Origin of the sequence: Parabacteroides acidifaciens (genome assembly GCF_003363715.1) — a bacterium.
Lineage (GTDB): Bacteria > Bacteroidota > Bacteroidia > Bacteroidales > Tannerellaceae > Parabacteroides > Parabacteroides acidifaciens.
This window is the reverse complement of record NZ_QREV01000045.1, coordinates 1-18,928: the sequence shown is the minus strand read 5'-3', so window position 1 is coordinate 18,928 and position 18,928 is coordinate 1. Positions and strand designations below refer to the sequence as shown.

14 protein-coding genes are annotated in these 18,928 nt (G+C 46.8%); 13 read left to right on the top strand and 1 reads right to left on the bottom strand.

What is annotated here, in order from left to right; genetic code table 11:
• Positions 1-153 precede the first annotated feature (153 nt).
• The 10 genes from DWU89_RS15610 (at position 154) to DWU89_RS15565 (ending at position 10,691) form a co-directional block, all read left to right on the top strand.
• Entirely contained in the window at positions 154-588 is a 435-nt protein-coding gene (locus DWU89_RS15610; RefSeq protein ID WP_147292127.1) for a hypothetical protein, read from the top strand.
• A 161-nt stretch (positions 589-749) separates the two neighbouring features.
• A complete protein-coding gene (lepB, locus tag DWU89_RS15605; RefSeq protein WP_115500563.1) occupies positions 750-1,637 on the top strand; it encodes a signal peptidase I in 888 nt (295 codons plus the stop codon).
• Positions 1,638-1,658: 21 nt separating this feature from the next.
• Entirely contained in the window at positions 1,659-3,575 is a 1,917-nt protein-coding gene (locus DWU89_RS15600; RefSeq protein WP_115500562.1) for a hypothetical protein, read from the top strand.
• A 14-nt stretch (positions 3,576-3,589) separates the two neighbouring features.
• Positions 3,590-5,404, top strand: coding sequence for an O-antigen ligase family protein (locus tag DWU89_RS15595; protein ID WP_222940365.1), 1,815 nt, complete (start codon positions 3,590-3,592; stop codon positions 5,402-5,404).
• A 48-nt stretch (positions 5,405-5,452) separates the two neighbouring features.
• Positions 5,453-6,418: a tetratricopeptide repeat protein gene (locus DWU89_RS15590; RefSeq protein WP_115500560.1), complete on the top strand. Its 966-nt coding sequence runs from the start codon at positions 5,453-5,455 to the stop codon at positions 6,416-6,418.
• Between the two features lie 142 nt (positions 6,419-6,560).
• Entirely contained in the window at positions 6,561-6,713 is a 153-nt protein-coding gene (rpmH, locus tag DWU89_RS15585; protein WP_005633099.1) for a 50S ribosomal protein L34, read from the top strand.
• A 120-nt stretch (positions 6,714-6,833) separates the two neighbouring features.
• Positions 6,834-7,466 (top strand): PASTA domain-containing protein, encoded by a 633-nt coding sequence (locus DWU89_RS15580; protein ID WP_115500559.1) that lies wholly within the window; start codon positions 6,834-6,836, stop codon positions 7,464-7,466.
• Between the two features lie 2 nt (positions 7,467-7,468).
• Positions 7,469-8,548, top strand: a complete 1,080-nt coding sequence (locus DWU89_RS15575; protein WP_115500558.1) for an RluA family pseudouridine synthase — start codon at positions 7,469-7,471, stop codon at positions 8,546-8,548.
• Between the two features lie 2 nt (positions 8,549-8,550).
• Entirely contained in the window at positions 8,551-9,528 is a 978-nt protein-coding gene (locus DWU89_RS15570; RefSeq protein ID WP_115500557.1) for a D-alanine--D-alanine ligase, read from the top strand.
• A 5-nt stretch (positions 9,529-9,533) separates the two neighbouring features.
• Positions 9,534-10,691: a 1-acyl-sn-glycerol-3-phosphate acyltransferase gene (locus tag DWU89_RS15565; RefSeq protein ID WP_115500556.1), complete on the top strand. Its 1,158-nt coding sequence runs from the start codon at positions 9,534-9,536 to the stop codon at positions 10,689-10,691.
• A 58-nt stretch (positions 10,692-10,749) separates the two neighbouring features.
• Here the strand turns inward: DWU89_RS15565 and DWU89_RS15560 are convergent, their stop codons facing one another.
• A complete protein-coding gene (locus DWU89_RS15560) occupies positions 10,750-14,712 on the bottom strand; it encodes a hybrid sensor histidine kinase/response regulator transcription factor (protein WP_115500555.1) in 3,963 nt (1,320 codons plus the stop codon).
• Positions 14,713-14,937: 225 nt separating this feature from the next.
• Between DWU89_RS15560 and DWU89_RS15555 the strand changes: the two genes are divergently transcribed.
• The 3 genes from DWU89_RS15555 to rocF all read left to right on the top strand — a co-directional run bounded on the left by DWU89_RS15555 (position 14,938) and on the right by rocF (position 18,622).
• Entirely contained in the window at positions 14,938-16,170 is a 1,233-nt protein-coding gene (locus DWU89_RS15555) for an MFS transporter (RefSeq protein ID WP_115500554.1), read from the top strand.
• A 340-nt stretch (positions 16,171-16,510) separates the two neighbouring features.
• Entirely contained in the window at positions 16,511-17,719 is a 1,209-nt protein-coding gene (gene rocD, locus DWU89_RS15550; RefSeq protein ID WP_115500584.1) for an ornithine--oxo-acid transaminase, read from the top strand.
• A gap of 6 nt (positions 17,720-17,725) precedes the next feature.
• Complete coding sequence (gene rocF, locus DWU89_RS15545) at positions 17,726-18,622, top strand: arginase (RefSeq protein ID WP_115500553.1); 897 nt, start codon at positions 17,726-17,728, stop codon at positions 18,620-18,622.
• Positions 18,623-18,928 lie beyond the last annotated feature (306 nt).

Sequence of the window (18,928 nt, the reverse complement as noted above, 5' to 3'; positions counted from 1 at the left end):
GTGATATGTGTAATGTTGTTTGTTTATTTTTATTCTTGTTTGCAAAAAACGAACAATATACAAAGGACCGAATTAGAAAGACTTCGAGAAGGGAACGCAAATATGTTATATAAAATAGAAAATATGATTGTTTTATCCAAACTGCAGTATTCTATGGAAGGTAGAAACATACAAAATGTTTGTTTATACGATAGAAATAATAATAGATCTCAATTTGATGAATTGTATCAAAATGGCTATCGTTTAGGATATTTTATTTCAGAACAAAGTTGTTCTGCATGTTATAAATCTTTTTTAAATGCCCTAAAAGAAACAAGTAATATTATAGGGAAAAATAAGATTGTACTAATTTGTAAGTTTGGAAATCGTCGAAATTTTCAAGCATTTATAAAAGATCATGATTTGAATCTTGATATTTATAGAGCAGAAGACGATTTTGGTCTATTTGAAGAATATAACGATTATCCTATTGCTTTTATGATTACACCTGATTTGCGGATGGAGAATGTTATTATAACAGATAAAACAAATCATGAAATCTCTAATGATTACTTGGAAATTATGCAAACAAAGATATTAAATCGTTAAATATAAATGCATGAATTACATTTATATAGACATGTAAGCTTTAAACAGGAACTGATTTATAACGTAATGTAATGTTCTTTTATAGTTGCATGATCGGACAAAAGACAGGAAAGCATAGATCTTCATATATAATGTGAATAATATTATGTGATAAATTTACAATGGAACTATTTATTAGATGGAAAATCGTATTAGAAAAAACAATCGACCTGTTTTTGTTGCTTTGTGTAATGATTGTACTATGGACATTGGCACAAATCTTTCTCTTCTCCTCTTTCCGTATTCCCAGCGACTCTATGGAGCCTGAGTTGATTGAAGGGGATGCTATCTTTATCTGGAAGCCAACCTTGGGAGCAAGGCTTTTCAACTTGAATGCCACGTTGCGGTTTGAACAAGTTGAGATCCATAGGGCTCCTGGATTTCGAAAAATTAAGAGGAATGATGTGTTGGTTTTCAATTTTCCGTATTCGAATAATTGGAGCAGGATCGAAATGCACATTTTGAAGTACTATGTCAAACGATGTATCGGGTTGCCGGGAGACACGCTTTCCATCAAGAACGGTCGATTTCAGGTAGAAGGAATAGACGAGCCATTAGGGAATATTGAGTCACAACAAAAGATCGGACAAACTTTGCCGGGAAAGTTCCCGGATGGTGTGTATCGTAGTTTGCTATATAACTCTATCGGCATTATTGATTGGAATATTCAAAACTTTGGTCCACTCTATATTCCTAAAGTCGGTGACCGGTTGCCAATAGATAGGAAGAATTATCTATTGTATCATAAACTTATAGCTTGGGAACAAAAAACTAAAATAGAGTATAAAGATTCAACCGTTTTTCTTAATGGTAAACCGATCAAAGACTACTGTTTTCAGAAAAACTATTACTTTATGGCAGGCGACAAAGGGGAAAACTCGCAGGATTCGCGTTATTGGGGATTGCTGCCGGAAGAATATATCGTTGGAAAAGCGACTTTTATCTGGAAATCGGTTAATCCCTATACTGGCAAATTTCGTTGGGAACGATTTTTGAAAACTATACACTAACATGAAGAAAAAGAAATTTATATGAATACAAAAATCTTGATATGCCTGATAGTATTGTTTTCCGCTTGTTCTTTCAATAAGGATAAACAGATTGAATATGCTTTGGATCTTGCAGGAGAAAACAGACCTGAGTTGGAAAGGGTCTTGTTACATTATCAAGACGAGCCGGAAAAGTTGGCAGCCGCTCGTTTCTTGATCCGGAACATGCCCCGTTGGTATGGCTACGAGGGTCCTTTGCTCGATTCCATACGTCCCGTACTGGTTCAGGGAGCCAGAAATTTGTTTATTCCAAAAGTTGATGTTGCCAAATGGCAGGGTGTTTCGTTTTATTCATCAGTTAGAAAAACGGATGTGCAAACCATGACAGCTTGTTATCTGATCGAAAATATAGATCTCGCTTTCGAAGTATACCGCAAATATTCCTGGAATCGTAATTTGCCTTTTGGGGAGTTTTGCGAGTTAATTCTGCCTTACCGCATTGGTGATGAACCCTTAACTGCTTGGAGGAGGATGTATTATGAACGATATGTGCCACTTTTAGACTCGCTTTATCCGAATGGGACAGATGTGGTGGAAGCATGTCGCATTCTTGCTGGTGAGTTGAAAAAAGAATCCTATTATTACAATACGGACTTTTCATTGCCTCGGTTGGGAGGTGAATTCCTATTGGACAATCGCATCGGTTATTGCCGTGAATCGTGTGACATCACCACCTATGCCATGCGAGCTTGCGGAATACCGGTAGCGATTGATTTTTATTCTTATTCTCCTGAATATCAACAAGGGCACATGTGGAGTGTTGTGCGCGACACGACTGGGCGTTTCCTGCCGTTTTGGTACACCCAGTTTGAAGCGAGCCGTGAGATGAAAGACGATGGGCGTAAAAAAGGGAAAGTGTATCGTTATTGTTTCGGGATACAACCGGAGCCAATAGCCGGGATCACAGTAGCAACAGCAGTTCCTTCATTTTTTAAAAATAGGTTCATACGGGATGTGACGAATAACTATTCGGGAACGAACGAAGTTCCTGTCCCATTGTGGAAAAACCGGGAGCCATTGGCTTATCTCGGCGTATTCAACCGTGGGGAATGGATTCCGATTGATATTGCGAAAAACGAAGGTGGAGAAGTTATCTTTCGGAATGTGGAGCCGGATAATATCTATATGCCGGTTGGTAAAGATGGGCACGAATTGGTTCCTGTCGGAGATCCTTTCATTTTAGTAAAAGATAGTTTGCGTTTTTTACGTCCCGATACGACGCGACTGGATATAGTACGACTCGTACGTAAAATGCCTTTAATGCCTTTATTTCGTAATATACAGAAAGATCTGATTGGCGGACGTTTCGAGGCGGCTTGTAGAAGGGATTTCAAAGATGCGATCTTGCTGTATGAGATCACGGATACATTACAATCCAATCTGATTGAGGTAGTTCCATTACACCAAGGGCAATTCCGGTATATGCGCTATGTTGCACCTCCTGATTACAGGCTTGAATTGGCAGAATTGGCGATTTATTCCGACCGTGATGCGGTACAGCCGATTGAGCTCTTGCCTTTGCCGGAAATGATGCCAGTTTACAATCCGGAGGATTTGACAGACGGGAATATTTTGACTTATATCAATCTGCGAGATTCCTCTTGTGCAATTGGTTTTGATATGGGAAAGCTGACCTCAGTCGGGAAAATTAGTTTTTCACCTCGTAACGATGATAACTTCGTCTGGGCAGGTGATGAGTATGAATTGTTCTATTTTTCAGGGATAGAAGGGTGGAAATCCCTTGGTAAGCAAACTGCTAAAGGTCGGGAATTATATTATCGTGTACCACACAATTCTTTATTATGGCTTCGCAACCTGACTAAAGGAAAGGAAGAACAAGTTTTCTTTGCAGAAAACGGGGAACAAGTTTTTGGACATGAGATTAACTATAGATATTGATAAAAGATACTGGCATGGAACAGAAACTCCATAGGCATGGAGTCCGGATTGCGCTGACATCCGTTTTTGGGGCAATGCTGCTTGCCACGCCGCTCGTTGCTGACAGCGGATTGGCTAACGGCATTGTAATGGGGAAAGTCTTCTGGTTCCACTTCGTAATGTTGCTGATGGCAATCGGGACGATTGGTACGGTATGGCTCGGTGAGAGGATAAGTATTCCGTTTGCGCTGCCGGACGGGTTGTTGCTCTTGTTTTCTGGGATCACGTTGCTGACGTATGACTGGCAGCTGAATCCCGAACCGGAGAAGCTGCTCTTTGGCGCGCAGTTATTGGTCTTGTGGTTCCTGTTGCGTTATTTTCTGACGGAATATTCTTCACTGAAATTCTTTTTCCTGCTTGTACTGATGCTTACCGGATTGACCGAGGCGGTCTGGGGAATGCAGCAATTGCACGGTTACAGCTATTCTAATCACTCGCTTTTCCGGCTGACAGGTTCTTTCTTTAATCCGGGTCCCTACTCTGGGTATATCACTGTCGTATTGCCGGTTTGCCTGTGGGCGACCTTGCGGTTTCAACGGCTGATACACTATTTTGCCTGGATATGTGTCGGAGCGATCTTGATTGTTTTGCCTGCCGGAATGAGCCGGTCGGCGTGGATGGCGGCAATTGTGGCGTGCGGATGGGTTTATTGGGTGGAACGGATCGGATGGGAAAAGACAAAGGCTGTATGCAGGCGATATCGGAGTGCTACGATACTGTTTATAATGATTGTAGCTATATTGATGGGTTGTGCAGTAGTGGGGATATATGAACTAAAGCAGGATTCAGCGGATGGACGGTTACTAATGTGGAAAGTGACAAGAAAGGTGATAGCCGAACATCCGATTATGGGAATAGGTTTGGGTGGATTTCCTGAAGCATATGCAGAAATGCAGGGTCAATATTTCGAGACAGGGGCTGTGAGCAATAAGGTAAAATTGGTAGCTGGATGTCCGGAATATGCATTTAATGAATATTTGCAAATTGGGCTTGAGCAGGGGATCGGGGGATTGATTGTCTTTATGTTATGGTTGGGGAGTTTTGTCTATTATGGAATCCGAAACAGGCAGAATGGAGCGGTTGGTGGAATATTGGCACTGGTCGTGTTTGCTGTGTCGTCGTATCCGTTGCAGTTACCTGCGTTTTGGGTGGTGCTGGTGTTTTTAGGAGCGATATGTGTAACGGAAGAAAACATATCTCTTATTTCTTCTCAAGAGGGAAAGAGGAACTATCGGACACTATCGGTAAAAGGAGTAATTACGATTTTGGCATTGGGCGGGATTGCTATTACCAATGGACAGAAAGGGCAATATGACGCTTATAAACGGTGGGGGCGGATGCAGATATTTTATAAGAATAAGTCGTATGGATCGGTGGCGGATGATTATGTGGCACTGCATGACAGACTAAAGCATAAACCGGAGTTTTTATTTGAAGAAGCGCAATGCTTGAATAAGACGGGACAATATGCAAAAGCTATACAGTTGTTAGAACGTGCGAAGTTATTAAGTGGAGATCCGATGATTCGGTATATGATTGCTAAAAATAAGCAGGCTATAGGAAATTACAGGGAAGCGGAAAAGGAATTGCTTCATGCAATCGGAATACTGCCGGAAAGATTGTATCCATACTATTTATTAGCAAAGTTATATGCGGAACCGGATTTCTACCAGGCTGATAAATTTCAATCTGCTGCCAAAGCTGTTTTGACCAAAGAACCGAAAGTTCAAAGTACTGCTGTTAGGGAGATGAGAGAGGAGATGGAAAGGATGTTGGCCCATTACCATTGACTCATTATTTTTTATATCTTTGCCGTTCGAAACAAATAGCAAGACGTTATGGGAAACTTTTTTACATCTTTATTCTCGTCATCCAAGGCTGCAACGCCGGAGGAGGAAAAAGCAAAGAGCGATCAGAAGAAATTCGATATATTGAAATACGACGGTGTCCGTGCTCAGAAGATGGGGCAGGTGGCGTATGCAATCAAATGTTTTACCGAGGCATTGAACCTGCAGGAGGATTTTGAGACGATGACTTATCTGGTTGCTGCCTATACGGTTGCAAATAAGGCGGAAGAAGCGCTCGAAGTGCTGAACCGGATGGTCGAGTTGGAACCCGACCATATCAATACGCGTCTGACAAGGGTAAGCGTGCTTTTTATGTTGGATAAAGATGCCGATGTGATTGCTGATTGCCAGCATGTCCTCGAACTGGAAGATACGAACCACCTGGCATGGTTCCTGATGGGGAAGGCAAAACGGACCACCGCCGATCCGCTGGGTGCGATTGCCGACCTGACTAAAGCGATTGCCTTGAAAGAAGACTTTACGGATGCCTACCTAATGCGTGCCCAGATATTATTATCTATGTCGCAGGCTACCGAGGCACTTCCCGATGTCGAAAAGGCGATCGAACTGGCCCCCGAAGAAGAAACGACTTATCTGCTGAGAGGCCGTATTCATGAAGCAATGGGAAACTTGGATGCCGCTGCTGCCGACTATCAGAATACATTGGAGCTGAATCCCTTTAACGACGAAGCCGCCTTGTTGACCGGCAATCTGCTGATCGCACAGGAGCGTTTGGATGAAGCCATTTCTTTCTTTGACGAAATGATCGACCTGAAACCCGAGTTTGCCAAAGCGTATGCCGAACGTGGTCGCGCCAAGAACCTGAAAGGTGATAAGGAAGGCGCTTTCGAAGACCTGAAAAAGTCGATCGAACTGAATCCCGAAGGTGACGAAGCGCAGAAGTTGGAGGGACAGCATACGAACTTTAATGATATGTATAAGGGAGGGATATTTTAGCTGCCTTCCGTTTTCAAGCAAGGTGCGGTTGTCGTTTGCTGAAAGTTTTTTGAGGCAACTCTTTGTTTATTAAAAAAAAGCCTCTATCTTTGCAGCCCAAATTGGTATGAGAATAAGATAATAATAAATAATATACAGAAAGATGAAAAGAACATTTCAACCTTCCAACCGGAAAAGAAAGAACAAGCACGGCTTCCGTTCAAGAATGGCTACAGCTAATGGCCGCAGAGTATTAGCTTCTCGTCGTGCTAAAGGAAGAGCTAAATTAACAGTTTCTGACGAATACAACGGATAATTCTTTCCGTTTGAAGATTTTTCATAAAGAAAGTAGAGGTTTTTACTAAAAAGCCTTTACTTTCTTTGTTTTAACGGCTTTGTTTTCTACTTTTGACCCGCCTACAAATACAAGATAGAAATGAAAGACTTTTTAGTTAAGCTGATAAAAAATCCGTACGTCTTAAATTTGTTGCTGGCTGTCGTCGTAGCCTGTGCTCTGGTATTCGGAACACTGAAGTGGCTCGACTCGTACACCCGGCACAATGAGGCTGTTGTGGTGCCGGATGTCAAAGGACTGAGAATCGAAGAAGCCGCTGAATTTTTTAAGAATAGTAATTTACGCTATAACGTGATCGACTCCGTCTTTTCTAAAGATGTGAAGCCGGGTGCGATTGTCGAGCTTGTGCCGATGGCCGGCTCGAAAGTGAAAGAAGGACGTATCGTGTTCATCACGGTGAACGCGCTTACCTCGCAGATGGCGACGATTCCGGAAGTGGAAGATCTCTCTTTCCGGCAGGCTTATGCCATCCTCCGTGCCCGCGGATTTGAAAAGATCGAGATCGAATATGTGCCCGGTGATTTTAAAGACTTGGCTCTGAGTGTCGAACTGAACGGACGCACGCTCCAAAAGGGCGAACATGTGCCGCTTACCGCTCCGCTGGTCCTGAAGGTCAGCAGCGGCGATGCAGAGATGCCGGCGGACTCGCTCGGGTTGCCGGACGACAGTGTTCCGGTCGAATCGTTGGATAGTGAAGAAGAAAACTGGTTTTAACTATGGATGAGTTTTTGGACGAAATGGATGATGAACAGGTAGACGACCTGTTGCAGCCGGAAGAGGGCGAAGATAAGGCCCCTCAACTGTATGAACACTTCCGCTTCGTTGCCGATCGCGGACAGTCGTTGTTGCGTGTGGACAAATTCCTGGTCGACCGCATGTTTGGGGCTACAAGGAACCGGATACAGTCGGCCGCCGATGCCGGTTGCATCATGGCGAACGGTAAGCCGGTGAAGAGTAATTACCGGGTGAAGCCGGAAGATGTCGTGACGATCATGATGACACGGCCTCCGCGGACCTTTGAGATTCTCCCTGAAAATATTCCGATTAAAATCGTGTACGAAGATGACGACCTGTTAGTGGTGGATAAGCCGGCGGGACTCGTGGTGCATCCCGGACACGGAAACTATACAGGCACGTTGGTGAATGCCCTTGCCTGGTATCTGAAGGATGATCCTACGTACGATCCGAACGATCCCGCGCTGGGGCTCGTGCACCGCATCGATAAAGACACATCCGGACTGCTTGTTGTCGCCAAAAAACCGGAAGCAAAGGCGCATCTCAGTATGCAGTTTTTCCATAAGACAACCAAACGCGAATACCGTGCATTAGTGTGGGGCATCGTGCGTGAAGACGAAGGCCGGATCGAAGGCAACATCGGCCGCAACCCCCGTGACCGCATGCAGATGATCGTGTTTCCCGAAGGAGATCAGGGCAAGACGGCTGTTACGCACTATTCCGTACAGGAACGCTTAGGCTATGTCACGCTCGTGAAATGCCGTCTCGAGACAGGGCGTACGCATCAGATTCGCGTCCACATGAAATATATCGGCCATACCTTGTTTAACGACGAGCGTTATGGCGGAAATGAGATATTGAAAGGAACAACCTCTTCTAAATATAAACAGTTTATCGATAACTGTTTTGCCATTTGTCCCCGTCAGGCGCTTCATGCCAAGACGTTAGGCTTTGTTCATCCGACTACAGGCGAGGAAATGTTTTTTGATTCCGAAATACCTGCCGACATGACTGCATTGATCGATAAATGGCGCGTATATGCAAATACTAAAGAACTATAAAGATGAAAAGGAACATTGCTATTGTAGCCGGAGGTGATTCCTCCGAAATTGTTATTTCTTTAAAAAGTGCTGAAGGAATCTACTCTTTTCTTGATAAAGACAAATATAATGTATATATTGCCATCGTTAAAAGAAACGAATGGGCAGTGAAACTTCCCGGAGGGGAACATACGCCAATAGATAAAAACGATTTCAGTTTCCGCGAGAATGGCGAGGTCAAACATTTTGATTTTGCTTATATTACGATTCACGGTACTCCGGGAGAAGACGGACGCCTGCAGGGTTATTTTGATATGATCGGAATGCCTTATTCTTCTTGCGGAATGTTTGTGAGTGCGCTTACTTTCAATAAGTTCGCCTGCAATCACTATCTGAAAGGATTCGGTGTCAATATTGCCCGTTCCATACATTTGTTCAAAGGACAGACGGTTACGGACGAAGAAGTGGTCGGCAGCCTCGGGCTTCCGGTTTTTGTCAAACCGAACGATGGCGGTAGCAGCTTCGGAGTGACGAAAGTGAAAGAGGCTTCGGCGATCCGGCCGGCTATCGAGAAGGCTTTCGGCGAAGGGCGCGAAGTGGTCATCGAAAGTTTTATCGAAGGGACCGAGGTGACGTGCGGTTGCTATAAGACAGCGGAAAAAGAAGTGGTGTTCCCGCTTACCGAAGTCGTAACGGATAATGAGTTCTTCGATTTCGACGCCAAGTATAACGGCCAGGTGCAGGAGATTACACCGGCCCGCATTTCTGCAGAACTAACAGAAAAGGTACAACGCGAGACATCAAGAATATACGATATATTGGGCGCCAAAGGCCTGATCCGTGTGGATTATATTATTCCGGCAGACGGTGAACCGAAACTGCTCGAAATCAATACCACTCCCGGCATGACGGCGACCAGTTTTATCCCGCAGCAAGTACGGGCTGCCGGTCTGGATATAAAAGATGTAATGACTGATATTATAGAAAACGAGTTTAACTAAAAGATATGGAAGTTCCGATTAATAATTTTGACGATATTCGTCCGCTGAATAACGACGAGGTAAAAGATGCGATCGAATCGCTTGTTGCCAACGAAGATTTCGAGCGGGCCTTTCGGTATATAGAGCCGGATGTGAACTGGAAAGAGTTTTCCGAAACCATGCGCTCCTTTAAGACGAAAGAAGACTTTAAGTCTAAATTGGCGTATGAGGCAGTTATGTTAGTGGCAAACAAGACCACTTTCTCGCTGACGATTTCCGGCCGTAGCCGTTTACCGAAGGATAAAAAGCCTTGTACCTTTATTTCTAACCACCGCGACATCGTGTTGGATGCTTCATTCCTGAATGTCATGCTGTATGATGTGGGTTATGGAATGACACAGGTAGCCATTGGTAATAACCTGTTGATCCGTCCCTGGATCGAGACGTTGGTACGCCTGAACAACAGCTTTATTGTCAAACGTAATATCCCGGTGCGCCAGATGTTGGAAGTGAGCAAGGTGCTTTCCGCTTATATCCGCCATACGATCACCGAGACGAAAGAGTCTGTCTGGATTGCGCAGCGTGAAGGCCGCGCCAAGGATTCCGACGACCGTACGCAGGGCAGTATCCTGAAGATGTTGAACATGAGTGGCGATAAGGATTTCCTGTCGAACCTGATGGAGTTGAATATCTTCCCGGTAGCGATCTCTTATGAGTTCGACCCGTGCGACTTCCTGAAAGCAAAGGAGTTTCAGCAGAAACGCGACGATCCCGAGTTTGTAAAGTGCCAGCGCGACGACCTGTTGAGTATGGAGACCGGTATTCTGAATAACAAGGGACGTGTCCACTTTACCCTGACTCAGCCGATTAACGACCAGCTTGCCCGGTTGGATCCGAATATGGAGAAGAATGAACTGATCAATGCTGTTGCCACTATTATCGACAAGGAGATTTATAAACATTACCGTTTCTATCCCTGCAATTATGTAGCTTATGATATGCTGACCGGAACGCACCGTTTCAGCGAACACTACGGCTTGAAGGACAAGAAGCAGTTTGAAGAATACCTGCAAGGCCAGTTGGATAAAATCGTATTACCGAATAAGGATGAAGCATTCCTGCGTACAAAGATGCTGGAAATGTACACAAATCCGCTGAAGAATTTTCTGGCTAACCAGGAGTAAGAACAAGTAGTAATAATAAAAAAGGCACGGATTATATCGATCCGTGCCTTTTTTGTTATTACTTATTCTCTTTCGCATAATTCGACGGGCTCATGCCGAACTGTTTGATGAAGGCGGACCAGAAATAGGACTGGGAACTGAAACCGGTTGCTTCCGATATCTCATATATCTTCATGTTTCCTTGTATCAGGAGTTCGGCCGCTTTTTTCAGACGGCTGATCTTGATCAGTTCGTTGGGTGTCAGATCGGAGATGGCGCGAATTTTCCGGTACAGGGTCGGACGGCTGAGGTGCATCAGGTCGGCAATCATGTTTACATCCAGGTTGGGGTTGCCGATATGCTCGTTGATAATCTCGTTCAGCTTTTCAAGGAAGTTCTCATCCGCCTTTGTGTATGCCATCGATTTCATATTGGCGATCGGGGAGTTGAAATAGAACTTGCGTATGTTGTCGCGGTTCGAGATCAGGTTGGATATCTGTGCCATCAGCAGGCTGGTCGAGAAAGGTTTGTCCAGATAAGCGTCCGCCCCTAACTCCAATCCTTCGAGGCGCGACTGCATCGTGTTCTTGGCCGTCAGCAGGATGACCGGGATATGGCTGAATTCTATATCTGTCTTTACTTCCTTCAACAGGGAGAAACCGTCCATTACAGGCATCATCACATCGCTGATAATAAGTTGGATGCTATGTTTCTTCAACAGTCCGATCGCTTCCGCTCCGTTCCCGGCCAGCGTTACGTTATACAACTGGTTGACTTCATCGGCAATGAAAGTAGCCATTTCCTTATTGTCTTCAACGATCAGGATTGTCGGGCGCGATTCATCGTGGATGAAGTCCGTCCGTTGTGGCGTGGCCTGTGCCGTTACCTCTTCTTCCGTCTGTTTGATGGATTCCGGGAGCTTGACCGGCAAGGTCAGGCGGAACATGGTCATGGACGGGCCATCGGCAAACTTCGCCAGTTGAAGGGTGCCGTTATGCATCTCCGTCAGCGAACGCGCTAAGGGCAGTCCGAGTCCTGTACCAGGCTTGCTGCCGGCATCTCCTGCTATCCGGTAGAAAGGCTCGAATATCTTTTCCCCTATTTCAGCGGGGATCGGCTTGCCGTCGTTGATGAAGTCGATCGTGAATGTCTCGTAGTCGGGTGCGAGCTGCAGGCGCACGATGATACTGCCTGCCGCATATTTGATCGCATTGGAGAACAGGTTGCTGAATATCTTGGTAATCGCTTCCTTATCCACAAATACATAAAGTTCGGATAGCGACAGGTCGAGGTTCAGCAACAGGCCGTTTGCCGTAGCCGATTCCTGGAAACGTTTGGCAGTCTCGGTCAGGAGCGTGACGATCTCCGTCCGGACGAAGCTGAGGCGATATCCTTCTATCTCCGTTTTGCGGAAGTCCAACAGTTGGTTGACCAGCGACAGAAGGCGCGATACGTTTTTGTCCATCAGTGTCAGGGACTTGTTTTCCTTTTCACCGATCTTATCGGATTTCAGGAGCCGTTCGAGCGGATTCTTGATCAGGGTGAGCGGTGTGCGGATCTCGTGGGCGATATTGATAAAGAAGTCTATCTTTGCCTGATACAGCTCCTTTTCTTTCTGGTCTTCGAACAACTGCATATTGTAGGCCATCGCCCGTTTGGTCTTCAGCCGCCAGGACCAGAACGACCCGGCTATAATGGCGAGTATGACACCGAGGTAGGAAGCATAGGCCGTGTTCGAAGCCCACCAGGGCGGCAAGACGGTTATATTCAGCCGTGTCGGCGTGTCGCTCCACGTATTCGACAGGTTGGCGGCACGTACCTCGAAGGTATAATCGCCCGGGTGTAGCTCTGTGAAATAGACCGTGTTACGTTCGCCTATGGGAATCCATTCCGTATTACCCATCCGGTATGAATATTGGATGGATTTGGGCGCGATGAAATTGAGGGCGGAGAAGTTGATGCTGAAAGTGGACTGTTTGTGTGTCAGCGTGATTTTCTTCGGCTCCGATTCGGCGGAACAGTTGATAATCCGTTTCTCGCTTTCTTCATTCTGGATTTCCAGGCTACCCAAGTGCACATTCATCATTTCGGCGGTCGGAATGACTTCGGACGGATTGAAGTGGATGAAACCTTTTACGGAGCCGAAGTAGAAAGTCCCTTCATTATCTTTGAAAGCCGAGTTGTCGTTGAACTGGCGGGTGATCAACCCATGCGACTCGGTGTAGGTCGTGATTTTCCCCGTTCCGGGTTCGAGGCTGACCAGGCCGTTTGCCGTACTGATCCACATATGCTCGTTCTCGTCACGCAGGATACGGAAGGCGACGTTGCTGGGCATGCCGTTCTTTACGGTGTAGTGCAGGGATTCGCCTGTCTGGAAATCATATTTGATTACGCCTTCCACGGTTGCAAACCACATGTTGCCATCTTTGTCTTCGCAGGCGTCGTTCACGAAGTTGTGCCGTTGTGTGTTCAGCTTGTCGTATGGCAGGTACATGCCGGAATTACTGATCGGGTTGTAGTAGAAACTGCGGTTGAACATACCGGTCCAGATTCTGCCCAGGCGGTCTTCGTAGATACAATTCACCGCGAAAGGCGGAAACTGCGGGGCGTAGAGGAAACGGTCGTTCAGGAAGTCGTATTTATACACGCCGTCATCGGTGCCGACATATATTTGTCCTTCCTGCGAGACTTTGATGCAGCGTATGGCACTGTTTTTCACCGTTACCGAATCTTTCAGCAGGTTGTAGTGTTTGATCACTTTCCGCGTCTTGATATCCATCAGGTCGATACCGTGGATGACATGTCCGATCCAGAGCCGGTCGCCCGATGCGGCCAATCCCCGGATATTGGTGTGCGACAGTCCGTTGCCTCCCGGTACCGGCTGGTAGTTGGTGAAGGTCCCGGTTTTCTTTTCCAGACAGTTGATGCCGGCATCTTCCGTCCCGACCCATATATTCCCATATACGTCGGTACAGATATCCCGTATCACTTCCCCCTTCATCGAGTGCTGCCCGTCCCAGGGATAGTGTACGTGGAATGGGCGGAAGGGAGAATAATAGTTGAGGCCGTTTTGGTGGAAACAAATCCAGATGCCGTTTTCCCTGTCCCGGCAGAAGGCCGAGATGAAATGGCTCGACAGGGCGTATGGGTCCAACGGGTCCTGCCGTATGCGGGTACATTCTCCGGTGTCGATCTTATAAATGAACAGTCCGGAATCCGTTCCGACCCACAGTTCATTGGCGTCTTTTTCCAGAAAGCTGTTGATCAGGATCGTAAGCTGGTTGATCTTTTGGATGTTGAGGTCCTGGTAGTCGCATGTCGCAGGATCGAATATCTTGACGTCGTCGTGCTCGAAAGCAATGTAGATACGGTCGTTTGTTGGCGAGGGGTAGAGCATGGACAGCTTCCGGGGCGTGTTCGGGGAAGAATGGGTGAATACATTATAAGACTCTGTTGTCTCGTCTTCCGGATTCAGCAACATGATATGGCCGTCCGAGCTTCCGATCCAGATATTGTTCTCACGGGTGATGCAGAACGAGGTGTAATTCTGGTTATTCTCGGAGGAGAAGATACGGAACTGGTTGTCTTCCGTGTTATACTGGATCAGGTTTCCATCCATCAGTATCCAAAGCTTGTTATCCTTGTCGAACTGGAAAATGTCGATGCCCTTGTCTGCGGTAAAGGCGATATGCCGGAATGATTCCTTCTCGTCATTATATTGGTAAAGGCCCGAAAGCGTCCCGACCCACAGGTTGCCGTCGTGGTCGCATCCCAGGCAGGTGATCCAGTTGCTTCCCAACGTCTCGGATTCGTCGGGGTCGTTACGGAAGACTTTGAAGGTGTAGCCGTCGAAGCGGTTCAGACCGTCCCGCGTCCCGATCCAGACATATCCTTTTCCGTCCTGCACGCAGCAGGTCGCCATATTGTCGCTAAGCCCGTTTTCGACCTGGTAATGGCGGAAAAGGTAGTTGCTGTCGTCGGCATATGTCCGGGTGAGACAAAATATAAATAGGATTGATAAGATTAACTTCAGGTACTTCATATGCGATTTTGCTATTACGGGCGAAAGATACGGAAAAATGCAGTATGGGTTTTCATTTATTGTATCACGGATTTCATAAATCATCTCAATAGGGGTGAGATTCTCAGAGAATGAGATAAATACGGGAAAGATTGCAACAAGGTCGGACAAACCGGCCTGAGGGAATCTCTACATTTGTATCATGTAAAAACACAGGTCGTAGAAACCTTTTATTCTAATAATCATATGAACACTCTTACTTCAAAACAAGGATTCGGAACAAAAGTTCAGCTCTGCACGATGATGTTTATGCAGTATATGCTGAGTGCCGTATGGTGGGTTCCGCTGGCCGCTTATCTTTCCCATACGCTTAAGCTGGAGGTTTACCAGGTTTCGTTAGTGCTGAGTGCGATGGCGATCGGTGCGATGGCTTCTTCCTTTATCGGTGCGATTGCCGACCGTTATTTTGCGGCAGAGAAGATATTGGCCGTACTGAATATACTAACCGGTGTCTTTTTGCTTTTTGCCGCACAGCAGGATTCGTTTGCCCCGTTGATGACATTCGTGGTGCTGGCGATGCTTTGCCACATGCCGACGCAGAGCCTGACCAGTACGATTGCCATGAGCCATACGCCTTCGGAGCAGTTCCCGCGTATCCGTATGTTCGGTTCGGTGGGGTGGGTCGCTTCGGGTATCTTCAGTGTGATCGCGCTCCATGTGATGCATCTTCCGGCTTTCGACGATACGAACTTGCCGATGTATTGCGGTGCCGCCGTTTGTTTCGTCGCTGCCCTTCTGAACCTGAGACTTCCGCATACGCCTCCTTCGGTCGATAAGAGTGCCGGTATCTCGGTCATGGACATAACCGGATTCAGCGCCTTCTCGCTGATGAAAGATAAGAATTACCGCGCCTTTATGATCCTGACATTCCTGGCGATCATCCCGTTCAACCTGTACCACGTATATGGTTCGATGATCCTGGCTGACGAACAGGTACAGAATATAACCGTGACGCTGAACCTCGGGCAATTGGCGGAGATGTTCTTCCTCGTCATTACCACTTGGATATTGATCAAGTCCGGGATCAAGAATACCCTAATCTTCGGTATGATCGCCTTGGTGGTCCGCTACGCATCATTCTACCTCGGTGCGGAAACCGGGCAACAGTGGTTCTATTATATTGGAATTATTGTGCACGGATTGATTTTCGGTCTCTTCTTTGTGGGCGGCCAGGTCTATACGGATAATGTGGCGCCCAAAGAAATGAAGGCGCAGGCGCAAGGGTTGCTTTTCTTCCTGGTATGGGGCATCGGCTTCCTGATCGGGACGCTCTGGAACGGTTGGCTGATCGGTCTTTTCCGCGACGGGGATAAGTGCGACTGGCCCGTTGTCTTTGCTATTTCGACAATATTCTCATTCATATTATTGATCCTGTTTGCCTTATTATTCAAACCGGTAGCATTAAAGACTAATAAATAACAATAGAGTAATAAAGTAATAATTTTATCAAACCTTTTAATTCTCAAGATTCATATATTATCACGCCACATTTTTTAAGAAGGGATGACATAACAGTCGTCCCTTCTTTTGTATTTACCGGACGCAGACGACGCAGATCACGCAGAGGAACGCAGACTTATTTTTAATAATATATCTGCGTCAATCTGCGTGATCTGCGTCGTCTGCGTCCGGTAAGTATAAGCTGACTTATGTTTCTTAACATATATGTTTTGGTGACAATGTGTTAGCGTAATTTCTTACCTTTGGCTCATGGACGTAGGAAACGCTTACAGTCTGCTAATTTTAAATCTGAATGAAGATGAGACCGGAAGATTACATCACCCGCGAGGGGAAGTATGGTGCACACAACTATCATCCCCTGCCTGTCGTTCTCCAAAAGGGAGAAGGCGTTTATGTTTGGGACGTGGAAGGAAAACGTTATTTTGACTTCCTGTCCGGTTATTCCGCCCTGAGCCAGGGGCATTGCCATCCGAAGATCATTAAGGCGCTGACAGATCAGGCGCAACAACTGACATTAGTGTCGCGTGCTTTCCACGCCGATGTGCTGGGCGAGTATATGGAGTTCGCCTGTAAGTTCTTCGGGTATGACAAGCTGCTGCCTATGAATACCGGTGCCGAAGCGGTCGAAACCGCCCTGAAGTTAGCACGTCGCTGGGGATATCGAGTAAAAGGGATTGCTCCCGAACGGGCTAAGATCATCGTTTGCAGCGAGAACTTCCACGGACGTACCATCACGATCATATCCATGAGTACGGACCCCAGTTCGTACGCAGACTTCGGACCCTATACGCCCGGTTTTATCAAAGTACAATATAATAATGTGGCGGAGTTGGAAGAGGCTTTGAAAGACCCCGACGTGGTCGGCTTCCTGCTGGAACCGATACAGGGGGAGGCCGGTGTGGTTGTCCCCGACGACGGATATCTGCGTGCTTGCTATGAGCTGTGCCGGCAACATCATGTACTCTTTATCGCCGATGAGATCCAGACCGGTATCGGACGGACAGGTAAGTTGCTCGCCTGTGATTATGAGGCCGTTCATCCCGATATTTTGATTTTGGGTAAAGCCCTGTCGGGCGGCGTTACGCCAGTGTCGGCAGTCTTTGCCAACGATGAGATCATGCTGACAATCGCTCCGGGTGAACATGGTTCCACCTATGGCGGCAATCCTTTGGCTGCGCGTGTGGCGATAGCGGCCCTCGAAGTGGTGCGCGACGAGCATCTTTCGGAAAACGCATTCGAGATGGGTGCCCTTTTCCGTAGCGAGATGGAAAGGATCGACAACCCGATGATCAAACAGGTGAGGGGTAAGGGACTGCTGAATGCCATCGTGACCGAACCGCGCGGAGGCAAGGTCGCCTGGGATATCTGTCTTGCCTTGAAAGAAAACGGGTTGATTGCCAAGCCGACGCACGACCATATCATCCGTTTCACGCCGCCGTTGGTGATTACGCGCGAGCAGATGATGGAGGCTGTCGGCATTATAAAAGATACATTTGCACAATTCTGATTGCCTATGAAGATAAATGTGATAGGAGTTCCCCTGAATTTAGGGTGCGACCGTGAGGGAGTGGAGCGTGCCCCGAACCACTTGCGCGAACGGGGGCTGATGGCTTTGATCCGGAAGAACGGCCACCGGGCTTTCGATCTGGGCAACCTGTATGTCCCGTCCGTTTCGGAAGCGGATAAGTTTGCCCGTGGGCAGAGTATGAAATATCTGGATGCGATTGTCGAGGTCAACAATAATCTGGCGGAGCTGGTCTATGACACCTTGCGTGGCGGCGCTTTCCCGCTGGTGATCGGCGGCGACCATTCGTTGGGATTAGGTAGTGCTTCCGGAGTGGGGAAGTGTTTCGACGATTTCGGTATTATCTGGCTGGATGCACACGGCGATATCAATACGAGCGAGACGTCTCCGAGCGGCAATATCCACGGAATGCCACTCAGCGCATTGATGGGGATGGGTAGCGAAGAACTGGTGAATGTCTACGCTCCCGGCAACAAGGTGAATCCGCAGAACGTCTTTCTGGTCGGTACCCGCAGCCTGGACGAAGGCGAACAGGAGTTGATCGAGCGCGAGCAACTGAGTGTCTATACGATGGACACGATCCACCTGAAAGGCATCGGTTTTGTTGCCGAAGATATCAAGCGGAAGCTGAAGGAACGGAAGATACGCAATGTTCATTTCAGTATCGACGTGGACAGTATCGATCCCCGCTTTGCTCCTGGCACGGGCACACGTGTCTGCGAGGGGCTGATGCCGGACGAGTTCAAAGACTTCGTCGAACATATGCTTTCCACCAACCTGATCAAGTCGATGGACCTGGTCGAACTGAATCCCGAACTCGATGTGAATGACCAGACGACGGCACTCTGTCTGGATATCATCGATTACATAACCTCCAGGCTGTAGGATATTTCTAAAAAAGGGTAGGCATCGCTTTGAAAAAGAGCATACACTTATAAGAAATAATGAGCTATCCTGTTCCCGCGCTCCGACGCGGGATCGCAAAATAGCCTGCCACATCCTAAATCTTCATTTGTAGGTTCAGGATAACGCCTGTTTCCTTGCGATCCCGCGTCGGAGCGCGGGAACGGGATAGCTCAAATCAGGCAAATAGTGAATCAATAACGGATAAACCTCGGTCCTCTATTGCATGTTTGACTTGTACGGAAAAAAGTTTACACAATTAGAAAATAAAAATGTGTAAAGAAAAGC